At 65.4% G+C, this 17,935-nt stretch carries 21 protein-coding genes; 6 read left to right on the top strand and 15 right to left on the bottom strand.

What is annotated here, in order from left to right; all coding sequences use genetic code 11:
* Positions 1-29: 29 nt before the first annotated feature.
* Positions 30-347 carry a DNA-binding transcriptional regulator gene (locus GGD62_RS33475; protein WP_018320587.1) on the bottom strand — a complete coding sequence of 106 codons (318 nt, stop codon included), beginning with the start codon at positions 345-347 and terminating at the stop codon, positions 30-32.
* A gap of 162 nt (positions 348-509) precedes the next feature.
* The gene (mgtE, locus tag GGD62_RS33480; protein WP_183712442.1) at positions 510-1,931 is read right to left on the bottom strand and encodes a magnesium transporter; all 1,422 of its coding nucleotides are present in this window, start codon (positions 1,929-1,931) and stop codon (positions 510-512) included.
* Between the two features lie 115 nt (positions 1,932-2,046).
* Here mgtE and GGD62_RS33485 point away from each other — a divergent pair, with 115 nt between their 5' ends.
* Both GGD62_RS33485 and GGD62_RS33490 read left to right on the top strand, forming a co-directional pair.
* Complete coding sequence (locus tag GGD62_RS33485) at positions 2,047-2,820, top strand: polysaccharide deacetylase family protein (RefSeq protein WP_026202383.1); 774 nt, start codon at positions 2,047-2,049, stop codon at positions 2,818-2,820.
* Between the two features lie 179 nt (positions 2,821-2,999).
* Entirely contained in the window at positions 3,000-4,277 is a 1,278-nt protein-coding gene (locus tag GGD62_RS33490; protein ID WP_183712444.1) for a polysaccharide deacetylase family protein, read from the top strand.
* A 7-nt stretch (positions 4,278-4,284) separates the two neighbouring features.
* Here the strand turns inward: GGD62_RS33490 and GGD62_RS33495 are convergent, their stop codons facing one another.
* A complete protein-coding gene (locus GGD62_RS33495; RefSeq protein WP_018320591.1) occupies positions 4,285-4,659 on the bottom strand; it encodes a hypothetical protein in 375 nt (124 codons plus the stop codon).
* A gap of 269 nt (positions 4,660-4,928) precedes the next feature.
* Between GGD62_RS33495 and GGD62_RS33500 the strand changes: the two genes are divergently transcribed.
* The gene (locus GGD62_RS33500) at positions 4,929-5,186 is read left to right on the top strand and encodes a hypothetical protein (protein ID WP_018320592.1); all 258 of its coding nucleotides are present in this window, start codon (positions 4,929-4,931) and stop codon (positions 5,184-5,186) included.
* A 31-nt stretch (positions 5,187-5,217) separates the two neighbouring features.
* Here GGD62_RS33500 and GGD62_RS33505 read toward each other — a convergent pair whose 3' ends face one another.
* Together GGD62_RS33505 and GGD62_RS33510 are read right to left on the bottom strand one after the other, a co-directional pair.
* Entirely contained in the window at positions 5,218-6,486 is a 1,269-nt protein-coding gene (locus GGD62_RS33505; protein ID WP_246800375.1) for an ABC transporter substrate-binding protein, read from the bottom strand.
* Between the two features lie 86 nt (positions 6,487-6,572).
* Positions 6,573-7,259: a DJ-1/PfpI family protein gene (locus GGD62_RS33510; protein ID WP_183712446.1), complete on the bottom strand. Its 687-nt coding sequence runs from the start codon at positions 7,257-7,259 to the stop codon at positions 6,573-6,575.
* A 91-nt stretch (positions 7,260-7,350) separates the two neighbouring features.
* Between GGD62_RS33510 and GGD62_RS33515 the strand changes: the two genes are divergently transcribed.
* Positions 7,351-8,289 carry a GlxA family transcriptional regulator gene (locus GGD62_RS33515; RefSeq protein ID WP_183712448.1) on the top strand — a complete coding sequence of 313 codons (939 nt, stop codon included), beginning with the start codon at positions 7,351-7,353 and terminating at the stop codon, positions 8,287-8,289.
* 17 nt (positions 8,290-8,306) lie between these two features.
* On the opposite strand, the gene GGD62_RS33520 is transcribed toward GGD62_RS33515, so the two are convergent.
* The 7 genes from GGD62_RS33520 to GGD62_RS33550 form a co-directional block, all read right to left on the bottom strand.
* Positions 8,307-8,495: a hypothetical protein gene (locus tag GGD62_RS33520; protein ID WP_183712450.1), complete on the bottom strand. Its 189-nt coding sequence runs from the start codon at positions 8,493-8,495 to the stop codon at positions 8,307-8,309.
* 12 nt (positions 8,496-8,507) lie between these two features.
* Entirely contained in the window at positions 8,508-8,837 is a 330-nt protein-coding gene (locus tag GGD62_RS33525; protein ID WP_092260383.1) for a four-helix bundle copper-binding protein, read from the bottom strand.
* Positions 8,838-8,947: 110 nt separating this feature from the next.
* Positions 8,948-9,922 carry a cation diffusion facilitator family transporter gene (locus GGD62_RS33530; RefSeq protein WP_183234526.1) on the bottom strand — a complete coding sequence of 325 codons (975 nt, stop codon included), beginning with the start codon at positions 9,920-9,922 and terminating at the stop codon, positions 8,948-8,950.
* Positions 9,919-10,818, bottom strand: coding sequence for an NAD(P)/FAD-dependent oxidoreductase (locus GGD62_RS33535; RefSeq protein WP_183712452.1), 900 nt, complete (start codon positions 10,816-10,818; stop codon positions 9,919-9,921). The genes GGD62_RS33530 and GGD62_RS33535 overlap by 4 nt, the downstream gene beginning before the upstream one ends.
* Entirely contained in the window at positions 10,815-11,891 is a 1,077-nt protein-coding gene (locus tag GGD62_RS33540; protein WP_183712454.1) for a flavodoxin family protein, read from the bottom strand. Before GGD62_RS33540 ends, GGD62_RS33535 begins: the two co-directional genes overlap by 4 nt.
* 64 nt (positions 11,892-11,955) lie before the next feature.
* The gene (locus GGD62_RS33545; RefSeq protein ID WP_092260010.1) at positions 11,956-12,156 is read right to left on the bottom strand and encodes a hypothetical protein; all 201 of its coding nucleotides are present in this window, start codon (positions 12,154-12,156) and stop codon (positions 11,956-11,958) included.
* A 2-nt stretch (positions 12,157-12,158) separates the two neighbouring features.
* Positions 12,159-12,365 carry a hypothetical protein gene (locus GGD62_RS33550; RefSeq protein WP_018320602.1) on the bottom strand — a complete coding sequence of 69 codons (207 nt, stop codon included), beginning with the start codon at positions 12,363-12,365 and terminating at the stop codon, positions 12,159-12,161.
* Positions 12,366-12,619: 254 nt separating this feature from the next.
* On the opposite strand from GGD62_RS33550, the gene GGD62_RS33555 reads away from it, so the two are divergent.
* A complete protein-coding gene (locus tag GGD62_RS33555; protein ID WP_183712456.1) occupies positions 12,620-12,904 on the top strand; it encodes a hypothetical protein in 285 nt (94 codons plus the stop codon).
* 180 nt (positions 12,905-13,084) lie between these two features.
* Here the strand turns inward: GGD62_RS33555 and GGD62_RS33560 are convergent, their stop codons facing one another.
* Positions 13,085-13,285 (bottom strand): hypothetical protein, encoded by a 201-nt coding sequence (locus GGD62_RS33560; RefSeq protein ID WP_018320604.1) that lies wholly within the window; start codon positions 13,283-13,285, stop codon positions 13,085-13,087.
* A 209-nt stretch (positions 13,286-13,494) separates the two neighbouring features.
* Between GGD62_RS33560 and GGD62_RS33565 the strand changes: the two genes are divergently transcribed.
* A complete protein-coding gene (locus tag GGD62_RS33565) occupies positions 13,495-13,674 on the top strand; it encodes a hypothetical protein (protein ID WP_183712458.1) in 180 nt (59 codons plus the stop codon).
* A gap of 19 nt (positions 13,675-13,693) precedes the next feature.
* Here the strand turns inward: GGD62_RS33565 and GGD62_RS33570 are convergent, their stop codons facing one another.
* Together GGD62_RS33570 and GGD62_RS33575 are read right to left on the bottom strand one after the other, a co-directional pair.
* The gene (locus GGD62_RS33570) at positions 13,694-14,440 is read right to left on the bottom strand and encodes a Crp/Fnr family transcriptional regulator (protein WP_179738567.1); all 747 of its coding nucleotides are present in this window, start codon (positions 14,438-14,440) and stop codon (positions 13,694-13,696) included.
* A complete protein-coding gene (locus GGD62_RS33575; RefSeq protein WP_183712460.1) occupies positions 14,440-17,610 on the bottom strand; it encodes a CheR family methyltransferase in 3,171 nt (1,056 codons plus the stop codon). The genes GGD62_RS33570 and GGD62_RS33575 overlap by 1 nt, the downstream gene beginning before the upstream one ends.
* Positions 17,611-17,935 lie beyond the last annotated feature (325 nt).

Below are 17,935 nucleotides of genomic sequence, written 5' to 3' on the forward strand. Positions count from 1 at the left end.
CGGCAGCCCTCGGTGTCAGGGCTTTGGCGTCAGGCTTTGGCGAGCGCCTGGAACACGGTATCCGGGGCGTGCGCGATCACCGCGAGCAGCGCACGGGCCGGTCCCCGCGGCGCGCGCTTGCCCTGCTCCCAGTTGCGGATGGTCTCGACGGGAACGCCGAGCTTGGCGGCGAACTCCATCTGGGTCAGGCAGGCGCGGCGGCGCAAATCGCGCACTGCGAGTGGGTTGGCGTCGGCCGGCGCGGCATCGGCCGTGGGCTCGACCGGAGACGGCTGGACCGGAAATTCCTGTCCATCCCGCAACTCAACGACCCGTCCGTCCGCCTTCAGCCGCAACCGCATGCTCATTCCCCCAAGCAAGGGGGATGATGCGGCAGGTCGCTTAAGTTCGGATTAAAGACAGGAGCCCGTAGCCCGGATGGAGCGCAGCGTAATCCGGGACCACTGTCGCTTGGGGCACCCCGGATTGCGCTGCGCTCCATCCGGGCTACGAATTCCCGCTGCCCGCCCCTACCTCAACCCGAACCAGAGCGTCGCAATCCCGAGGAAGGAGAAGAAGCCGACCACGTCCGTCACCGTGGTGACGAAGGTGCCCGACGCCACCGCCGGGTCGGCCCTGACACGCTCCAGCGCCATCGGGATCAGGATGCCGCCGAGCGCGCCGGCGATGAGGTTGCACACCATCGCCAGCCCGATGACGATGCCGAGGCCGGGGATCTTGAACCAGGCCACCGCCGCAATCCCCGTGATCACGGCGAAGGCGAGCCCGTTGACGAGACCGACCAGCGCCTCGCGCATCACCACGCGCCAGGCGTTGGAAGAACCGAGCTCGCGCGTCGCCAGCGCCCGCACCGCCACCGTCATGGTCTGGGTCGCGGCATTGCCGCCCTGGCTCGCCACGATTGGCGCCAGCACGGCGAGCGCGACCATCTTCTCCAGCTGGCCCTCGAACAGGCCGAGCACGGAGGACGCCAGGAAGGCTGTCGCGAGATTGACCAGCAGCCAGTTGAACCGCGCGCGCGCAATCGTCAGGAAGGTGTCCGACAGCTCTTCGTCGCTGGTGACGCCGCCGAGCGCCTTGAGGTCCTCGTCCGCCTCCTCCTCGATGACGTCGACGACGTCGTCGACGGTGATGACGCCGACCAGGCGGTCCTGGGTGTCGAGCACGGGAGCTGCGACGAGATTGTACTTGCCGAACATACGCGCGACCTCTTCCTGGTCCTCCAGGACGGAGACGCGGCGGCGGTCCGCGTCGGTGAGCTCGGTGAGCGGCACCGGCCGGCGCGCGCGCAGCAGCACGTCGAGGGGGACTGCGCCCTGCCAGTGCTGGTCCTTGTCGACGACGTAGATCTCGTAGAAGCGGTCGGGCAGATCCGGCGTCTCGCGCATGTAGTCGATCGCCTGCCCCACGGTGAAATCCTGGGGCACCGCGATGAACTCGGTCTGCATCCGGCGGCCGGCGGAATTCTCGGGGTACAGCAGGCTGCGTTCGAGCGCGACGCGCTCCCTGAGCGGCAGCTTCTCGAGGATCTCCTCCTGCTCGGCCTGGTCGAGGGTCTCCAGCAGCTCGACGGCGTCGTCGGATTCGAGTTCGCGAACGCCCTCGGCGACGGTCTCCGGCGGCAGTTCCTCGAGGATCTCCTCGCGCACGCCCTCGTCGAGCTCGTTCAGCGCGGAGAAGTCGAAGTCGCGTCCCGTCAGCTCGACCAGGCGGACGCGGTCGTCGGGCTCCAGAGCGCCGATGAGATCGCCGAGATCGGCCTCGTGCAGCTCGGCGACGCAGGCGCGCAGCGAGGCGCTGTCGCCGGCCTCGATCGCATGGGCGATTTCCTCGACGAATTCGTGCCTGATATCGCCGTCTTCATTGCGCATCGGCACGTGGTCGAGTACCGAATCCGCGGCGGATCGGGCAACGTCCATATGTTCATCCATGGCGCGCCTCGCCGTTTGACAGGTTGGAACGAATGGTCTGGGCTGACGGTCAGGCAATACCCACAAGGCAAAGCCGAGCGCAATGACAAAGATGCTTCGACAGCGGTGGACCGCGATGTCATCAGGCGCGGCCCTCGCTGCCCTGATCGGCATCGCCTCGACGGAAGCCGCCGAGTGCCCGCGCAAGGACGCGCTCGGCACCTCGCGCGTGCTGAGTGTCGATGCCAGGACCACCCCGCGCGTGGGCCTGAAGAGCTTTCCGCAGACGCTTGCGCTGGCCGATCACGAGGTCGTGCTGACCTTCGATGACGGGCCGAACCCGCCGACGACGTCGAAGGTGCTCGCAGCGCTGGCGCAGGAATGCGTGCGCGCGACCTTCTTCCTGATCGGCCTGCACGCCAGCCAGCATCCCGACATGGTCAAGCGCATCGCCCGCGAGGGCCACACCGTCGGCCACCACACCTTCTCGCATCCGTTCATGGCGCGGATCCCGTTCGACAAGGCCAAGGGCGAGATCGACCGCGGCGTCGCGGCCGTCGAGATGTCGCTGCACGGCAGCTCGACGGCGACGCCTTCGACGCCGTTCTTCCGCTTTCCCTATTTCCAGGGGACGCAAGCGCAGCTCGACCTGCTCCAGTCCCGCGGCATCGTCGTGTTCGGCGCTGACCTCTGGGCCAGCGACTGGAACGAGATGACGCCGGAGCAGGAATTGAAGCTGGTCACGGAGCGGCTTGCCGCTAGCGGCAAGGGCATCGTCCTCTTCCACGACCCCAAGGCGCGCACCGCCGCGATCATGCCGGCCTTCCTGCGGTATCTGAGGGAGAACGGTTTTCGCGTGGTCCACATCGTGCCGGCCGGCCCGCCGCAGAAGAGCGCCGATGCGCGCTGATGCCGGAATGTCACGCCGGCGCAAAATGGGGTGATTTGGGCCCTATTAACACTCTGTTCATGATACCCCCTGCTAATGGACGGGGACTTTGTGACGGGTAAGGCTGTTGGCGCCTGAACCGTTTCCCGATGTCTCCGACCTACTATGGCGGCCATCGCACATGAGGGCAGACGGGGTTCATGATCGGAAGTAGCGTTGTCTTGCGGACGCGATCGTGGATCGTCCTTTGCCTCGGCGGATTCCTTGGATGTTCGACCATCGGATCGCCGGCGGCGCTTGCGGCCGACTGCCCGGGCCATCCCGACGCGCTCGGGACGTCCCGCACCCTAGTGGTCGATCCGCGCGAACATCCGCTGATCGGCACCATGCAGTACCGCGAGACGCTGCCGCTCAGGGATCATGAGGTCGTCCTGACCTTCGACGACGGTCCGCTGCCGAAATATTCCAACCAGGTCCTCAAGATGCTCGACGACGAGTGCATCAAGGCGACCTTCTTCATCATCGGCAGCCAGGCCAAGGCGAATCCCGAAGGCGTGCGCAAGCTGGTGGCGGCGGGCCACACGGTCGGCACCCACAGCATGAACCATCCGCTGACCTTCGACCGGATGCCGATCGAGAAGGCCGAGGCCGAGATCAACGGCGGCATCGAGTGGACCTCGGCCGCGATGACCGACCCGTCCAAGCTGGCGCGGTTCTTCCGCATTCCCGGCCTGATGCGCGCCGAAGGCGTCGAACACCATCTGATCTCGCGCGGAATCCAGGTGTGGAGCGCCGACTTCCCCGCCGACGACTGGCGCCACGTGTCGTCCGACCGCGTCTATCAGCTCGCGATGCAGCGGCTGGAGGCCAAGGGCAAGGGCATTTTGCTGCTGCACGACATCCAGGCCCGCACGGTCGCGGCGCTGCCAAAAATCATCCGCGACCTCAAGGCGCGCGGCTATCGCATCGTGCATGTTGTGCCCGCGACCGCCGACCGGCCGGCGACGCCGACCACGCCGGTGGAATGGCTGCTGCATCCGCCGACCGAGACCGTGCCGATCGCGCGCTGGCCTTCCGTTCCGAGCTTCGTGTTCACGCAGACCAAGACGCTTCCGGCGCCCTCGCTCGCCGACCTCAATGCGCAGACCGAGCATCAGCCGCTGCTGCCGCGCCGAACCAAGGGTCAGATGGACGTCGCATCCGCCCTGCCCGTGCCCGGCCGCGCTCTGTTTGCGATCCCGGAAGGCTCGGTCGAGGTGCTGCTGTCGACGACATTGTCGCGGCGTGCCGCGACCCGGCTGGCAATGGCCGCCGAGACGCCGCATGCGGCCAGGGGCAAGGCCGCAAAGGGCAAGACGGCCAAGTCCCAGGCTCGGCACACCGCGCATGCGGCGCCGGCCGCACCGAAGCATGCCGCGCAGGCCAAGGGCACTACACCGCGCTCGACCCGCATCGCCAGCCTGAAGAAGCGCGCTTAGTCCCTAGCTACTGTCGCATGATGGCGGCGACGCAGAGCAGCACGATCAGCGCCAGGAAGAACAGGTCCATATAGGATTTGAGCTCGCCGTCGCGGCGCAGCCGGGCCACGTCGGCGACGACCTGCTTGCGCGCGTTCGTTCCCCCCGAGCCGTCATTAATCGGGCCCTGAAGCCGCCGCGTCTCGGCTTCCAGCTTCTCGATCTTCTGGAAGAAGTAGAACGCGCGCAGCGTCGAGACCGCGCGCATCGCGGCATAGATCAGCACCAGGATCGCCAGGATCGCCCGGTTCGGATACTTCTCCATGAAGTTCAGGCTGAAATAGACCACCGCCATGAATGCGAAGTTGGTGATGAAGCGGTAGACGAAGCTGAGAAAAACCATGCTGGCTCGAGCCTTGAGGGGTGCGCAGCCGGATCGTGCTGCGAATTCGGGATCGGGACCCAGACCGGGAGCTGGGTTGTGACGGCCCGTCTACGCCAACTTTGTTTCAACAAAGATACTGCAAGTCGCCGCCTTTTAGCCACACGCCGCCATAATGCAAGCCGGATGGCGGTGGCCCTGCCCTGACGCAGCGCGCCCGCTACGGCTCAATGGCGATTTGGCGGAAGTCGCGATAGACTGTGCGCTGCCGCCACATCTGGGATCTGCCGATGCCGAAGAAGGGAATCACCGGCCACGACGACTGGGTTCTGACCGAGGCTCTCGCGACCGCCCTGGTCGCGCTGGAGCAGCTCGAACCGAAGCACCAGCCGAACGCGCATATGGACGACCTCCGCAAGATGCTGGCGAACGGCAAGGAGCCGGCGGCGGTGAGCCTGCACCTCGCCCAGGCCAAATGCCGCCTGTTTCCGGACCTCGATCCGCTGGAGATCTACCGGGAATACGGCATCGGCGAGGAATATGGCTGAAGCGGCCGGCCGCCTGTCTTGACGAGAAGCGCTAGTTTCGTGAGGTCTTGAGCAACGGACATTCGCTGTCGCTCAGCGGCAGAAAGGCGTCCTCGGCAGGTATCTTCTCGACGACGTTGTAATAGTCCCAGGGCGTCTTCACGTCCGAGGGCTTCTTGACCTCGACGAGATAGAAATCATGCACCAGCTTGTTGTCGGCGCGCAGCCGCGCGCCACGCGCGTAGAAATCGTCGACCGGCATCGCGCGCATCTGCTCCAGAACAGCGTTGGTCTCGTCCGTTCCGGCCGCAGACGCGGCCTTCAGATATTGCGACACGGCGGAGTAGACGGCGGCCTGCGGCGCGGTCGGCATGGCGTTGTGAAGCTTGTAGAACCTTTGGGCGAACGCGCGCGTTTCCTCGTTGAGCGCCCAATACCAAGCAGTGACGGTCGTCAGGCCCTTGGCGGTTTCGGCCCCCATCGCGTGCACGTCGGTCAGGAACATCAGCTCGGCGACGGCCTTCTGCGGCCCCGCGTTCATTCCGAACTCGTTCCATTGCTTCATCGAGGTCACGAGCTGCTCGCCGGCATTGGCGAACGCAACCACCTTGGCTTTGGACGCCTGGGCCTGCAGCAGGAAGGAGCCGTAATCGGCATTTCCCAGCGGATGAAAGACCGCGCCGAGCGACTTGGCCCCTGCAGCCGCCAGCACGCGCTGGGACACCTCGACCATATTGCGTCCGAACGCGTAGTCGGACGCGATGAAGAACCAGCTGTCATAGCCTTGCGACACCAGTTTTCGGACCGAGCCGGCGACCAGATTGTAATTGTCGTGCAGCCACATCAGGCCGGTGCGCGCGCATTGCTTGCCGCCGATCTCGGTGGTGCCGACCGCCGAATAGATCACGATCCTGTTCTTGTCGCGCGCGATCGACTGGATGGCGAGCGCCACCGCGGAGTTTCCGACGTCGGCCACCATGTCGACGCCGTCAACGTCGAACCATTTGCGGACGATCTGGGCGCCGATATCCGGCTTGTTCTGATGGTCGGCGACGACGATCTCGGCCTTCAGCCCGGGCGTTGCGCGTTGAAAATCGTCCACGGCCATCCGCGCGGCGACGACGGAGCCGGGCCCGGCCAGATCCGACAACGGTCCGGCCTGGTCATTGATGATGCCGATCCTGATCGCGCCACCGGAGAATTCGGCGGCCGCGCTCCGTTCGGCCAGCGCTGCCGGACTGAGCGCCAGGATGAGGCCGAAGGTCAAACGGCAAAGCCGGCTGCGCGACGATAGCAATTCTCCAACACGACAAGGCGCCATTGCCCCCTCCGCTTCAGCATCGCGACGGCATGTCGGCGATGATCGATATCCGGTCCCGACGGCGCTCGGCCGGTCGAATCTGCTCGCTATCCCTGCCGCTCGACGGCCTTCCTGACGAACTCCAGCCGCCGCGCCTGCGCCGGCGCAACCCGTTCCTTCATGGCAGCGACGATCGCCGCCGGCGCCGTGTCCGGCGAGCCGGCCGCAAAGGGCGGTGCGGGATTGTACTCCATGCGCAGCTGGATCATCTCCGCCGCGGCGCGGCCTCGCAACATCGACACCAGGGTGAGCGCGAAGTCGATGCCGGCGGTGATACCGCCGCCCGTCATGCGATTGCGGTCGACGCAGACCCTCTCCAGCGACAGCTCGGCTCCGAACAACGGCAGCGCATCCCTCGCGGTCCAGTGGGTGGCCGCGCGATATCCCTTCAACAGACCGGCGGCGCCGAGCACGAGCGAGCCGGTGCAGACCGAGGTCACGTATTGCGCGCCGCTCTCCTGCTGTCGCAGAAAAGCGAGAACGTCCTCGTCCAGCATCAGCTCGTCGGTGCCGTAGCCGCCCGGAACGCAGATCACGTCGAGCTGCGGGCAATCGGCGAAGGTGACGGTCGGCGTCAGCGCGATGACGGAATCGCTCGGCACGGGCTCGATGCGTTTCCAGACCAGATGCACGGTCACGTCAGGCAGGCTGGAGAAGACCTGGGCGGGACCGGTGAGATCGAGCTGGGTGACGCGCGGAAAAACCAGAAGACCGATCTGCAACGGGCCCGACATGTCCAACCTCGACAACGTGCTTGACGGTTGCAACCTGCCATGTTGGCCTTGCGGTCGAAATGGCTTAATTCCCTCAATTCTGGACACGCCCATGATCGGCTTCCTGATCTTTCCCGAATTCCAGTTGCTGGATGCGGCCGGTCCAATCTCGGTGTTCGAGATCGCCAGGCGTCACACGCCGAATGCGCCGCGCGTGATCACGGTCGCAACGAAGGCGGGCGCCGTGCGCAGCTCGTCGGGAATCGAGATGCTGGCGCGCAATCTGCGGTCGGCAAGCTCGGTCACGACGCTGTTCGTCGCCGGTGGAGAGGGCGTGGAGGCCGCGGCGCGCTGCAAGACGACCATCGCCTTCATCCAGCGACTGGCGAGCCGCGGCGTGCGCATCGCCAGCGTTTGCAACGGCGCCTATCTTCTGGCGCAGGCGGGACTGCTGGACGGGCGCTGCGCGACCACGCACTGGTCTTGCACCCGCGACTTCATCGGGCGCTACCCGAAGGTGCGGCTCGAGCCGGACCAGATCTTCATCCGCGACGATCGGGTGTGGACGTCGGCCGGCATCACGGCCGGGATCGATCTCGCGCTCGCCATGATCGCGCAGGACCATGGCGAGGCGGTCTCGCAGGCGACCGCGCGGCAGCTGGTGCTCTATCATCGCCGCAGCGGCGGACAATCGCAGTTCTCGAGCTTGCTCGAGCTCAAGACGCCGAACGGCCGCTTCGGCAGCCTGCTGTCATGGGTGCGCGAGAATCTGGATGCGCATCTCACGGTCGAGGCGCTGGCCGAACGCGCCGGATTGAGCGCCCGACATTTCGTCCGCTCCTTCACTGCCGAGACCGGATCCACGCCGACCAAGGCGGTCGAGCGCTTGCGGGTCGAGGTGGCGCGCGAGCGGGTGCAGTCCTCCGGAGAGGCCATCGAGCGCGTCGCCCAATCCACCGGCTTTCGCGACCCGGAGCGGATGCGCAGGGCCTTCATCCGCGCATTCGGTCAGCCGCCGCAGTCGCTGCGACGCGCGGCGCGAAGCGCGTGAGAAGCGGCCGGTCGACCTCAAGGCCCGCCGGCGACTGATCCCGCGATCACCATGACGAGGGCGCCAAGGTCGATCCTGCCGTTGACGGTCAGCTCCTCCGAGCTCTTCACCTCTCCCGCGCCCTGGACCTTGAGCGATTGCGGCCGGTCGGCGGCCTGCCGCTGCAGCTCGCCGATGATGGCGTCCTTGAGCTTCTCTTCCAGCATGGGCTTCGTCCTTCAGGCTGCCATCGCGCGGCAGGATTGTGCACAGGAGCGGCACGCCGAGACGCATTCGTCCATGCCGCCGACCCGTTCGCAATCGGCGGCGCATTCGGTGCAGATCTCGGCGCATTCGCCGCAGGTATGCCGGTGATGCGGCGTGTTGATCAGCATGAAATGCGCAGCCGTCCGGCACATTTCGGCGCAGGCCATCATCAGGCGGAAGTGTTTCGGCTCGACGTGCTTGCCGCCGGTCTCGAGGCAATGGTTCATCGCCGTGCCGAGGCAGGTCTGGTAGCAGCTCATGCAGAGCGAGATGCAGCGGGTCATGTCTTCTGATTGAGCCATCCGGTTCTCTCCGTTGCGCATCGGTATCCCCCGCTCCACCAAGGCAAGGCAACGCCCTTCGTTCCTGGTTCCGGCCGATTGTGACGTCCGCGGAACCGTCCGATGCAGCGCTAGCCGAAGCGCCTCTCGCGCAGCGCGCGGTAGCGGACATTGGTCTGCGGCTTGATGAACAGCGCCTTCACGCCCGGATGCCGCTTGCGGGTCTCCGCCTCGATCGCAATGACACATTGCTCGATGTCGTCCGCGCGCTTGTCATCCGCAAACTCGACGCTCAGGGCGGCGACGATCTCAGCCGGCGACAGCTGTACCGTCAGAAGGCCGTTGGCCCTGAGCACGCCGGGCGAGCGCCGTGCGATATCCAGAACGGACCGCGCCAGCTCCGGATCGGCAGGCTCGCCGATCAGCAGGCTCTTGCTCTCGCGCGCGAGGCCGACGGACGTGATCGCCAGCAATATGCCGATCAGGATCGAGCCGATGCCGTCCCAGACCGGTTGCTCCAGCCATACGGCAGCCGCTGTGGCCGCGGCAGCGATGGCGATGCCGACCAGCGCCGCGCTGTCCTCGAGCAGCACCATGAATGCCGGCGGATCCTTGCTGCGAACGAACGCCTGGTAGTATCCGAAGCGCCGGCCATCGGCGCTGAAGTGCCGCAGGGCGACCAGCCAGGAGCCGCCTTCGAACAGAAACGACAGGCCGAGCACCACGAAGCTGACCATGGGATCTTCGATCGGCTCGGGTGCGGCGACGTGCAGAATGCCCTGATACAGCGAGACACCGGCGCCCAGCGCGAAGATGAGCAATGCAACGATGAAGCTCCAGAAATACAGCTCGCGCCCATAGCCGAGCGGATGGCATTCGTCGGGCGGACGGCTCGCGCGCCGGTAGCCGTAGAGCAGCAGGATCTCGTTGGTGGTGTCGACGAGCGAATGCACGGCCTCGCTCGTCATCGCCGAGCTTCCCGTCCACGCAGCGGCGCCGATCTTGGTGACCGCGACGAGGACATTGCCGAGCAGCGCTGCGTAAACAGAGGTCTTCGTCGAAGATCCGGCCGCGACGTCTTCGATGTCTGGTGGCGCGCTCCTCATGCCAGGCGCCGCGGCAGGCTGTGGTGGATCGTGCAGGCGGCAACCGCGGCGTGGCCGAATGCGACCGAGATCTGGTGCAGGTCGGTGACGACGTCGCCGATGCCGTAAAGGCCGTCAACCGAGGTGCGCTGATGGTCGTCGACCTTGAGATAGCCCTCCCCGGTATGATCGGCGCCCAGCGAGACCGCGAGCTGCGAACGCACCTCGGCCCCCATCGCCGGATAGACCGTGTCGAATTGCATCGTCCGGCCATCGGCGAAAACGGCCTCGAGGCCCCCCACCCTCCGCCGCAAGCGCAGGTCGGGCGCGAACACGATGTCGACGCCGGCCTCGACCAGCTCCGATGTCACGCTCTCCTCGTCGTTCTGTCCGGTCGCGAGCAGCGTCACCTCGCGCGAGTAGCCGCGCAGGAACAGTGCCTTGCCGGTGGCCCGGCCAAGCGGACCGACGACGCCGATGCGGCGGCCGATCACCTCGAAGGCGTCGCAGACGGGACAATAGCGCAACAGCCCCTCCGCGACCGCGGCGCGCCATTGCTCGAACGGCGGATGGCTGTCGACGATGCCGCTGGCGAGGATGACGGTGGTGGCCTCGAGCGCGCCGCCGTTCCAGATCGCCTGAAAGCCGTCGCCGCGCCTCTGCAAGGCGGTAACCTCGGCCTCCACGCGCTCGACGGCGAGCTCGCCCAACTGCGCCGACATGCGCGCGATCAGGTCCGCGCCTGATAGTCCGTGGACGAAGCCGGGAACGTTGTGGCTGCGCGGGATCAGCGCGGCCCGGCTGGCGCCAAGGTCGACGACGCAAACGCTGCGGCGGAAGCGTGCCAGATAGATCGCGGCCATCAGCCCGGCAGGGCCGCCGCCGACGACCAGGCAATCGAACCGCGCGGCGGTCATTTGGGATTTGGATCCGCAAGACCGGCGCCAGGCTCCTGCAGCTGCCCACTCCGCGCCAGCCGGACGGCATTGCCGAGCGCGCGCGCCGCGTTCTGCACCTCCTGCTGGAATTCCCCGTCGTCGTCGAGCTCGCGATGCGAGGTGGCATATGGCTCCATGTAACCGACATAGCCGTCGAGCTCGGCAAAGCGCCCCGCCGAGATCAGCTGCATGTCGGTCAGCCAGTCCGACAAAGCGCGGCGCACGCCCTCGGCACCGACGGCGTCGCCATGAACGACCACGCCGAAATGACGGCCGGCGAGATGGCGCGGATAGGGCCAGCCCTTCAGCTCCATCGCCTTGGCCTCCTCGGCCTTCTTGCCATGCGTCGAGGTCGGATCGGGATTGCCGCCGTCGGCGCAGACCATGCGGTCCATCATCGCCTTCAGCCCGGACGGCACGTGGTACCAATTCACCGGCGTCACGATCAGGATGCCGTGGGCCGCGACCCATAGCGGATAGATCTCGTTCATCCAGTCGCCGGTCTGCCCCAGCGAATAGTTCGGATAGCAGCTGCACGGCCAGTGACAGAGCGGCATGGCCGTGCCGACGCAGGATTTGCAGGGATGAATAGACTTGCCGAACTCCGAGGCGAGGCGCGACAGATCGAGGATGTCCACCGCAAACCCCATCTCGACGAAAACAGGTTCGGCCAACTTGACCAGACGCCAGGTCTTGGACATCTCGCCGGGACAGGTGTGCTCGCTCCGGGCCGAGCCATTAATGATGAGAATGCGCGGCGTCTCCTGCGCATCGTCATGCTGGCGCTGCGCCGCCAGGATCTTCGCGCGCGCGTCGAGCCAGTCGACGGCAATGTCGTAGTCGGGATCGGAGAAACCCGCGCCCGCCTTCCGCGTCAACGGCGCCTTGCGCGAATGGCTATAGGCGTCCCAGGCGGCGCCGACCACGGCATCGAGCTCGCGCTGCAGTGGGGCAAAGGCGGGATCGATGAACTGACGCTTGTAGCGCCGTTCGAACTCCTCGCGCGACAGCTTGACGGGCGGCATCCCCTTGCGAATTTCGGCATCCGTCATGTTGGCTCCCGGCGAAGGCGGTATCATCCGACCAACCCGGGGGGCAGCAACCGGTTCCTTGCCGCTACTGGCGCGCCACGTCCTGCGGCGTATCGAATTTCGCGATACGCTGGTCCAGCCGCCACAGCTCGATGCGATGGGCCAGCACGAGCGAGGCGGCCTCGCGCTTGGCCTGCTCGTCATTATCGCAGACAAGATTGATGCATCCGAACACATGCCCGTCCGGATCGATCTGGAACGCGCGGTAATGCTTGAAGTTGCGCATCGTCATTCTCCTCGTCTCGTGCAGACCGGTGCGCTCAGCCAGTCCGTCAGGTTCGAGGTCACGTCGTTCTGCTTGGCGCGCTGCAGCAGCAGCTCGCGCTCCCTGCCAGGCGGCAGGCTGAGTGCGCGCTCGCGGGCGTTTTCGGCAAATGCGGCCAATCGCTCCTGGAGCGATTGGGTCTGTTTCCTGCGGTTGCGTTTGGCGGTCATTGTTGTTCACGGTGATTTCGGTTGGACGGAAATCGGCGCCGGCGGGGCCGCCGGGGTCGAGGTTCTCTTGTCATTCAGCTTCCGTCGCAACGGCGGGTTCCGGCATTTCAAAAAGTTAAAGCTGCGCGATTTTGCGCGAGGACGGCCGCACGTCATCGTCCCTCGTGCTCGCGTGCCGTTCGTCACGATAATCGACTGCGCCGGAACCGAACTGCTGATTCGCATGTTCAAGAACGACTTGAAGGAGAAACATCATGGCGAAGACAGCATGGAAACGGCCGGGCTCCCCGATCGGCCGCAAGGGGCCACGCAAGGCCAATCCCGCGTACAAGCGCCGCGCGCGTCAGCCGTGGACGCCTGCGGATGTGAGCAAGCTGAAGCAGCTCGCGAAAGGAAACACGCCGACGGGCGTGATGAGCATCAAGCTGCACCGCCCGGTCGCGGCCATTCGCAGCAAGGCGCAGCGCGAAGGGATTTCGCTGCGTCCGGCCAACCGCTCACCCTACAACCGGCGAACCAAAGCCACGAAGCGGCGTTGACGGAAGGCACCGCCGGGTGACAACCGGACACAACGGGGACGATGGACGTGGCGCTCATTTTTCCGGTTTCTGCCCACGACATCAGCGCATCGGTACGCGCCGACATCTAACCCGTTCCCGGCGCGTGCCGCCTGAACTGCTGCACGCTTCGCTCCGTTCACACGCCAGGCCAAGCCGGCGTCAAACCGGCGGCTGCAAGCCCGGCGAGCGCAGCCACTCGCTCATCTGGGACCCGGTCTCCGCCTGGCGCGCCTTGCGCAACATCTCGTCGCGCGCCGCTCCGGGCGGAAGCGACTTGGCTTCTTCGCGCAGCCGCTCCGCTTCGGCGGTCAGACGCATCTCCAACAGATCCGTTTGCTTCACTCGACGCCGCGTCAACATGGGCGTTCTCCCTGATCACTGGGTCGGAGCGCTCCGTTGCGTTCTTACCGATTGAGGTCATCGCGCATAGCGATGGTTCTAGAACGTTCCAGAACCACAGCGGTTGCAGGCCAGGCGCATCCATGGTCGCGGCATAACCTAGGTTAAATTAGTCGGTGACTAAATTTGCTAATCTTGGAACATCGAGTGACCGGCTTGGATTTGTGCAAATGGACGACTATCGCCGACTGCAGAAAACCTGCGAGAGCCAGGCCGCTCTTAGCTCCTCCCCCGCAACGCGGACTGCGCTGCTGGAAATGGCGGAGGAGTATCGCAAGCGAGCCGAATGCACGGCGCTTCGGGGGGGGGGCGAGCCGGCCAATCCCGGACGCACCGAAGATCTCGATTAAGCCAGCTGTCCCGGCCTGATCAATCGCGCCGATAGAGCTGCAGGTAGTTCGGCGAGAACAACGCCGCGTCCTTGAGCGCGTCGAGATCGTTGATGGTCAGCGTGCGGTCGCGCAGCACGATCAGACCGGTCGCACGCAGCTCCTGCACCGTCCGGTTAAGATGCACCACCGACAACCCGGTGGCGTCGGCGAGGTCCATCTGCGTGACCGGCATGACGCAGGAATTGCCGTCGACCATCCCGACGGGACGAAGCCGTTCGAATATCTCGCAGAACAGATGCGCCACGCGCTCCAGGGCGGTGCGGCGACCAAGGTTAATGGCCCATTCGCGCTGGATGGCGTTGTTGACGAGGGTCTCGCACCAGAACGCCTCGGCGAGCGAGCGATCGCTCATCGTCAGACTTTCGAAACGCGCGCGCTTGATCTCGGCGTAGACCACCGGCGTCATTGTCGCGATGGAATGGTCCATCACGGGGAGCAAGAACGCGTGCGCGTCACAGCTCTCACCCGGAAAGATGAAATTGACGATCTGGCGCCGGCCGTCCTCGAGCGTCTTGTAGCGGCAGAGCCAGCCTGATAGCACCACACGGACGCTGTCGACGGGATCGCCCTCCGAGATCAAGTCTTCACTCGCCCCGGCGCGCTCGAGACCTTCGAGCAACGCATATTCAAGCGACGCACGGGCCTCCGACGACAACGGCCGCATCACGTTCAGCCGGCGAATGACCAGCTCCACCAGGCTGCGATCGGAGGTCGACAAGGACATCAGTCAGCCATCGCCGGTGTGTGGAAGGTGCGCTTGCTCAGCGGAATAGCGATCGTGCATTGCAGCCCCGGGGGGTCGAATGCCAGGGAGGTCTGCCCCTTGAACTCGAACGCCAGCGTGCGCTCCAGAAGCTCCGCGCCAAAACCCTTTCGCGGCGGCGGCTTGACCTGTGGCCCGCTGCGCTCGCGCCATTCGAACACCAGCTCCGCGGGCTCCGTGCTTTCGTCGATGCGCCAGCCGATTTCAATACGCCCGCTCGGCTGGCTCAAGGCGCCGTATTTCAGCGCGTTGGTCGCAAGCTCGTGGATCGCGAGCGCAAATGTTTCCGCGGCTTTGGGCTGGAAACGCACCCTGGGGCCGGAGACCCGCATCTGCTCGCCTTCCCTGGCGTTGTAGGCCATGAGCTCCTCGACCACGAGAAATTCGAGGTCGACACCGCCTTCCGGATCGCGTGTCACCAGCGCCTGGGTGCGGGCAAACGCGTTCAGCCGTCCGTCGAGATGGGCGGCGTATTCCTCGACGGTTTTGCTCGATTCCGCCGAGCGGCGGGCGATCGACCGCACCACGCTGAGCGTGTTGCGGACGCGATGCTGGAGCTCGGCCAGCAGCAGGCGCTGCCGCTCCTCGGCGCGGGTGATCGCGGTGACGTCGATGAAAGTGATGACGACGCCGGCGATGAAATTGTCGACGCTGCGGTAAGGCAGGATGCGCACGATATAGCGTGTGCCGCTGTCGGGCGCGCTCAACTCGCGCTCGACGCTCGCGAGTGTGCGCAGCACGCGGCGGACGTCCTCATAGAGCTCTTCGATGGGAACGCGGGCCTTGATGTGAGCAATCGGGCGGCCGGTATCGGTTTCGACCAGATGCAGGATCTGGGTAATCGCCGGGGTGAAGTTCATCACGCGCAGATCGTTGTCGAGGAAGACGGTGGCGATCTGGGTGCTTTCAAGGAAGTTCTTCAGATCGCTGGTGGCTCGCGTCAATTCCTGGACGCGATGGGCCAGCTCGCCGTTGACCGTGGTCAGTTCCTCGTTGACCGACTGCAACTCCTCGCGCGAGGTCTCGAGCTCCTCGTTGGCCGACTGCAGCTCTTCGTTGAGGGACTGATATTCCTCGTTGGAGGATTTCAGCTCTTCGTTGGTGCTCTCGAGCTCCTCGATGGTTGCCTGGAGGCGCTCGCGCGTGGCGCGCAACTCGCTTTCGAGACGCTCGACGTGCTCGGTGCGCACCAAGGCGCCGGGATTGCCCTGGTCGGCCTCGATAGTGCGGACCGGACCGTCCTTGAACAGCACCACGAAGTTGCGATGGCCGCCGGCGCCGTCCTGGATCGGCTCGACGGTGATGTCGACGAGGACTCGGTGGCCGTTGACCCCGAGTTGCACCTGCTCGGCGTGAGCCGGCTCGCTGGCTTCCGCCGCACGGCTGAGCGCGGTGCGCAATTCAAGCCGGAGATCGCGGTGCACGAGCTGAAGCAGGTCGAGCGTGGCCGCGCCTGCCGTCGGCTCGATGTAGCGGCCGGTACGGCCGGAGAAGTGCAGGATCTGGAAATTGTCGTCGGTGATGACATAGGCCGGCGCATAGCGCTCCGCGATGCGCTGGGCGCGGCGTTCCAGGCCGACATCGGGGCCGAACGAGCGCACAGGCTGCAATTCGACCGGCACCCTCCCCGCCGACGTCGTGATCGGAAATTCCGGCGGCAGCCGCGTTCCGGTCTCCAGCTTCCTGAAGATGCGGGCGCGGCGATCGATTGGAACGAACAACTTGGGATGCCGCGTCACATTCTCGGAATTGCCGAGGAAGAGATAGCGCTCGGGCAGCAGCGCGAAATGGAACAGCGGGATCACCCGATTCTGCAGTTCGCCGTTGAGGTAGATCAGCAGATTGCGGCAGGAGACGAGATCGAGCTTGGAGAACGGCGCGTCCTTGATGACGTTGTGCTGCGAGAAGATGCACATTTCGCGCAGCTCCTTGACCACGCAGTAAGTGTCGCCCTCGCGCACGAACCAGCGCGCCAGACGCTCGCTGGTCATGTCGGCCTCGATATTGGTGCGATAGCGGCCGACGCGCGCGGCCGCCAGCGCACGTCCGTCGATGTCGGTGGCGAAGATCTGGACCTGCGGGGCGGAATCCATGCGCGCCATGTGCTCGCGCAGGAGAATGCCGATCGAATAGGCCTCCTCTCCGGTGGCGCAGCCGAGCACCCAGACCCGCACCTGCTGGCCTGCGCTCTTGCCGTCGAATATCTTCGGGATGATCTGGTTTTCCAGCACCTCGAATTCCCGCTTGTCGCGAAAAAACTCGGTGACGCCGATCAGGAGATCGTTGAAGAGATGCTGCGCTTCGTCCTTGTCGTTGCGCAGGAAATCGACATAAGCGGGAATGTCGTCGATCTGAACGACCTGCATGCGCCGCTGCACGCGGCGCAGGAAGGTATTCTGCTTGTAGCCGTGGAAATCGTTACCGGTCTTGGTGCGCAGGATGTCGGCGATGCGTGACAGCGAGGTCGCGGCCGCGGCCAGAACCTCGTCGAAGCCTTGCTTCTCCTCCAGGCGCCTGAGATGGCGGGCGTAGACCTGGATGTGCTCTGGGATCTCCTCCGGGGGCAGCACGTAGTCGGCGATGGATGCGGGCGTATTGCCGTCGATCAGATGCTCGGCTTCTTTCTGGCTCCCAACCCTTTCGGCGATGGCCAGACCACCATGATCCTTCAGCGTCGCGGTGCCGAGCGTGCCGTCGCCGCCGGTGCCGGCGAGCAGAACGCCGATGGATTGCTCGGCGCGTTCCTCCGCGAGCGACACCAGGAAGCTGTCGATCGTGGCGCGCTCACCCGGAGCCTGCTCGGCCTTGCGGATCGCGAACCGGTCGCCCTGAATGGTGGTGATCATCGCCGGCGGGCAGAGATAAATGGTGCCGCCCTCGACCGCATGGCCATCGACAATCTCTGCGATCTTGCCGCCGTTGGAATTTCGCACGGCCTCGTGCAGCCGCGGCCCGTCGAAGGCCTCGTGATGCTGAAGCGCCAGCACGATGGCCTGATCCGCCCCGACGGTCAGCTTGGCGAAGAAGCGCTCAATGCTGTCAAGTGCACCAGGGGAAGCGCCGACGCCGATAATCAGCGGGGCTTTGATCTGGCGCTCTCCATCGACCGGCTGGCCGCCGACTTCATTCATGGCTCTGGTAGCTTTCGTTCACTGGCCGGGACCGACGGGGCCCCGGCCCCTGCAAATAGCAGGAATCGATATTACCCCAACAGGATAAAGGCAGAAATGTCCCAAAACGCCTGTCTTTCCGAACCAGCGTTGTCAGTGCCGGCGAAGACGTCCATACTTGGTCCCGGGAACGGGAACTGGCGATGCAAATATCGGAAGAGCTCGCAGCCCTGATCAGGCGTGCCGAGGACGCCACCGCAACGGCGCACCGGCTGGTTGACGAAAATGAGCGCTGGCGCCGCACGGCAGAGCAGCAGCTCGAATTCCTGTTCGAGCTGAGCGCGGA

Source organism: Bradyrhizobium sp. ERR14 (assembly GCF_014198235.1).
GTDB lineage: Bacteria > Pseudomonadota > Alphaproteobacteria > Rhizobiales > Xanthobacteraceae > Bradyrhizobium.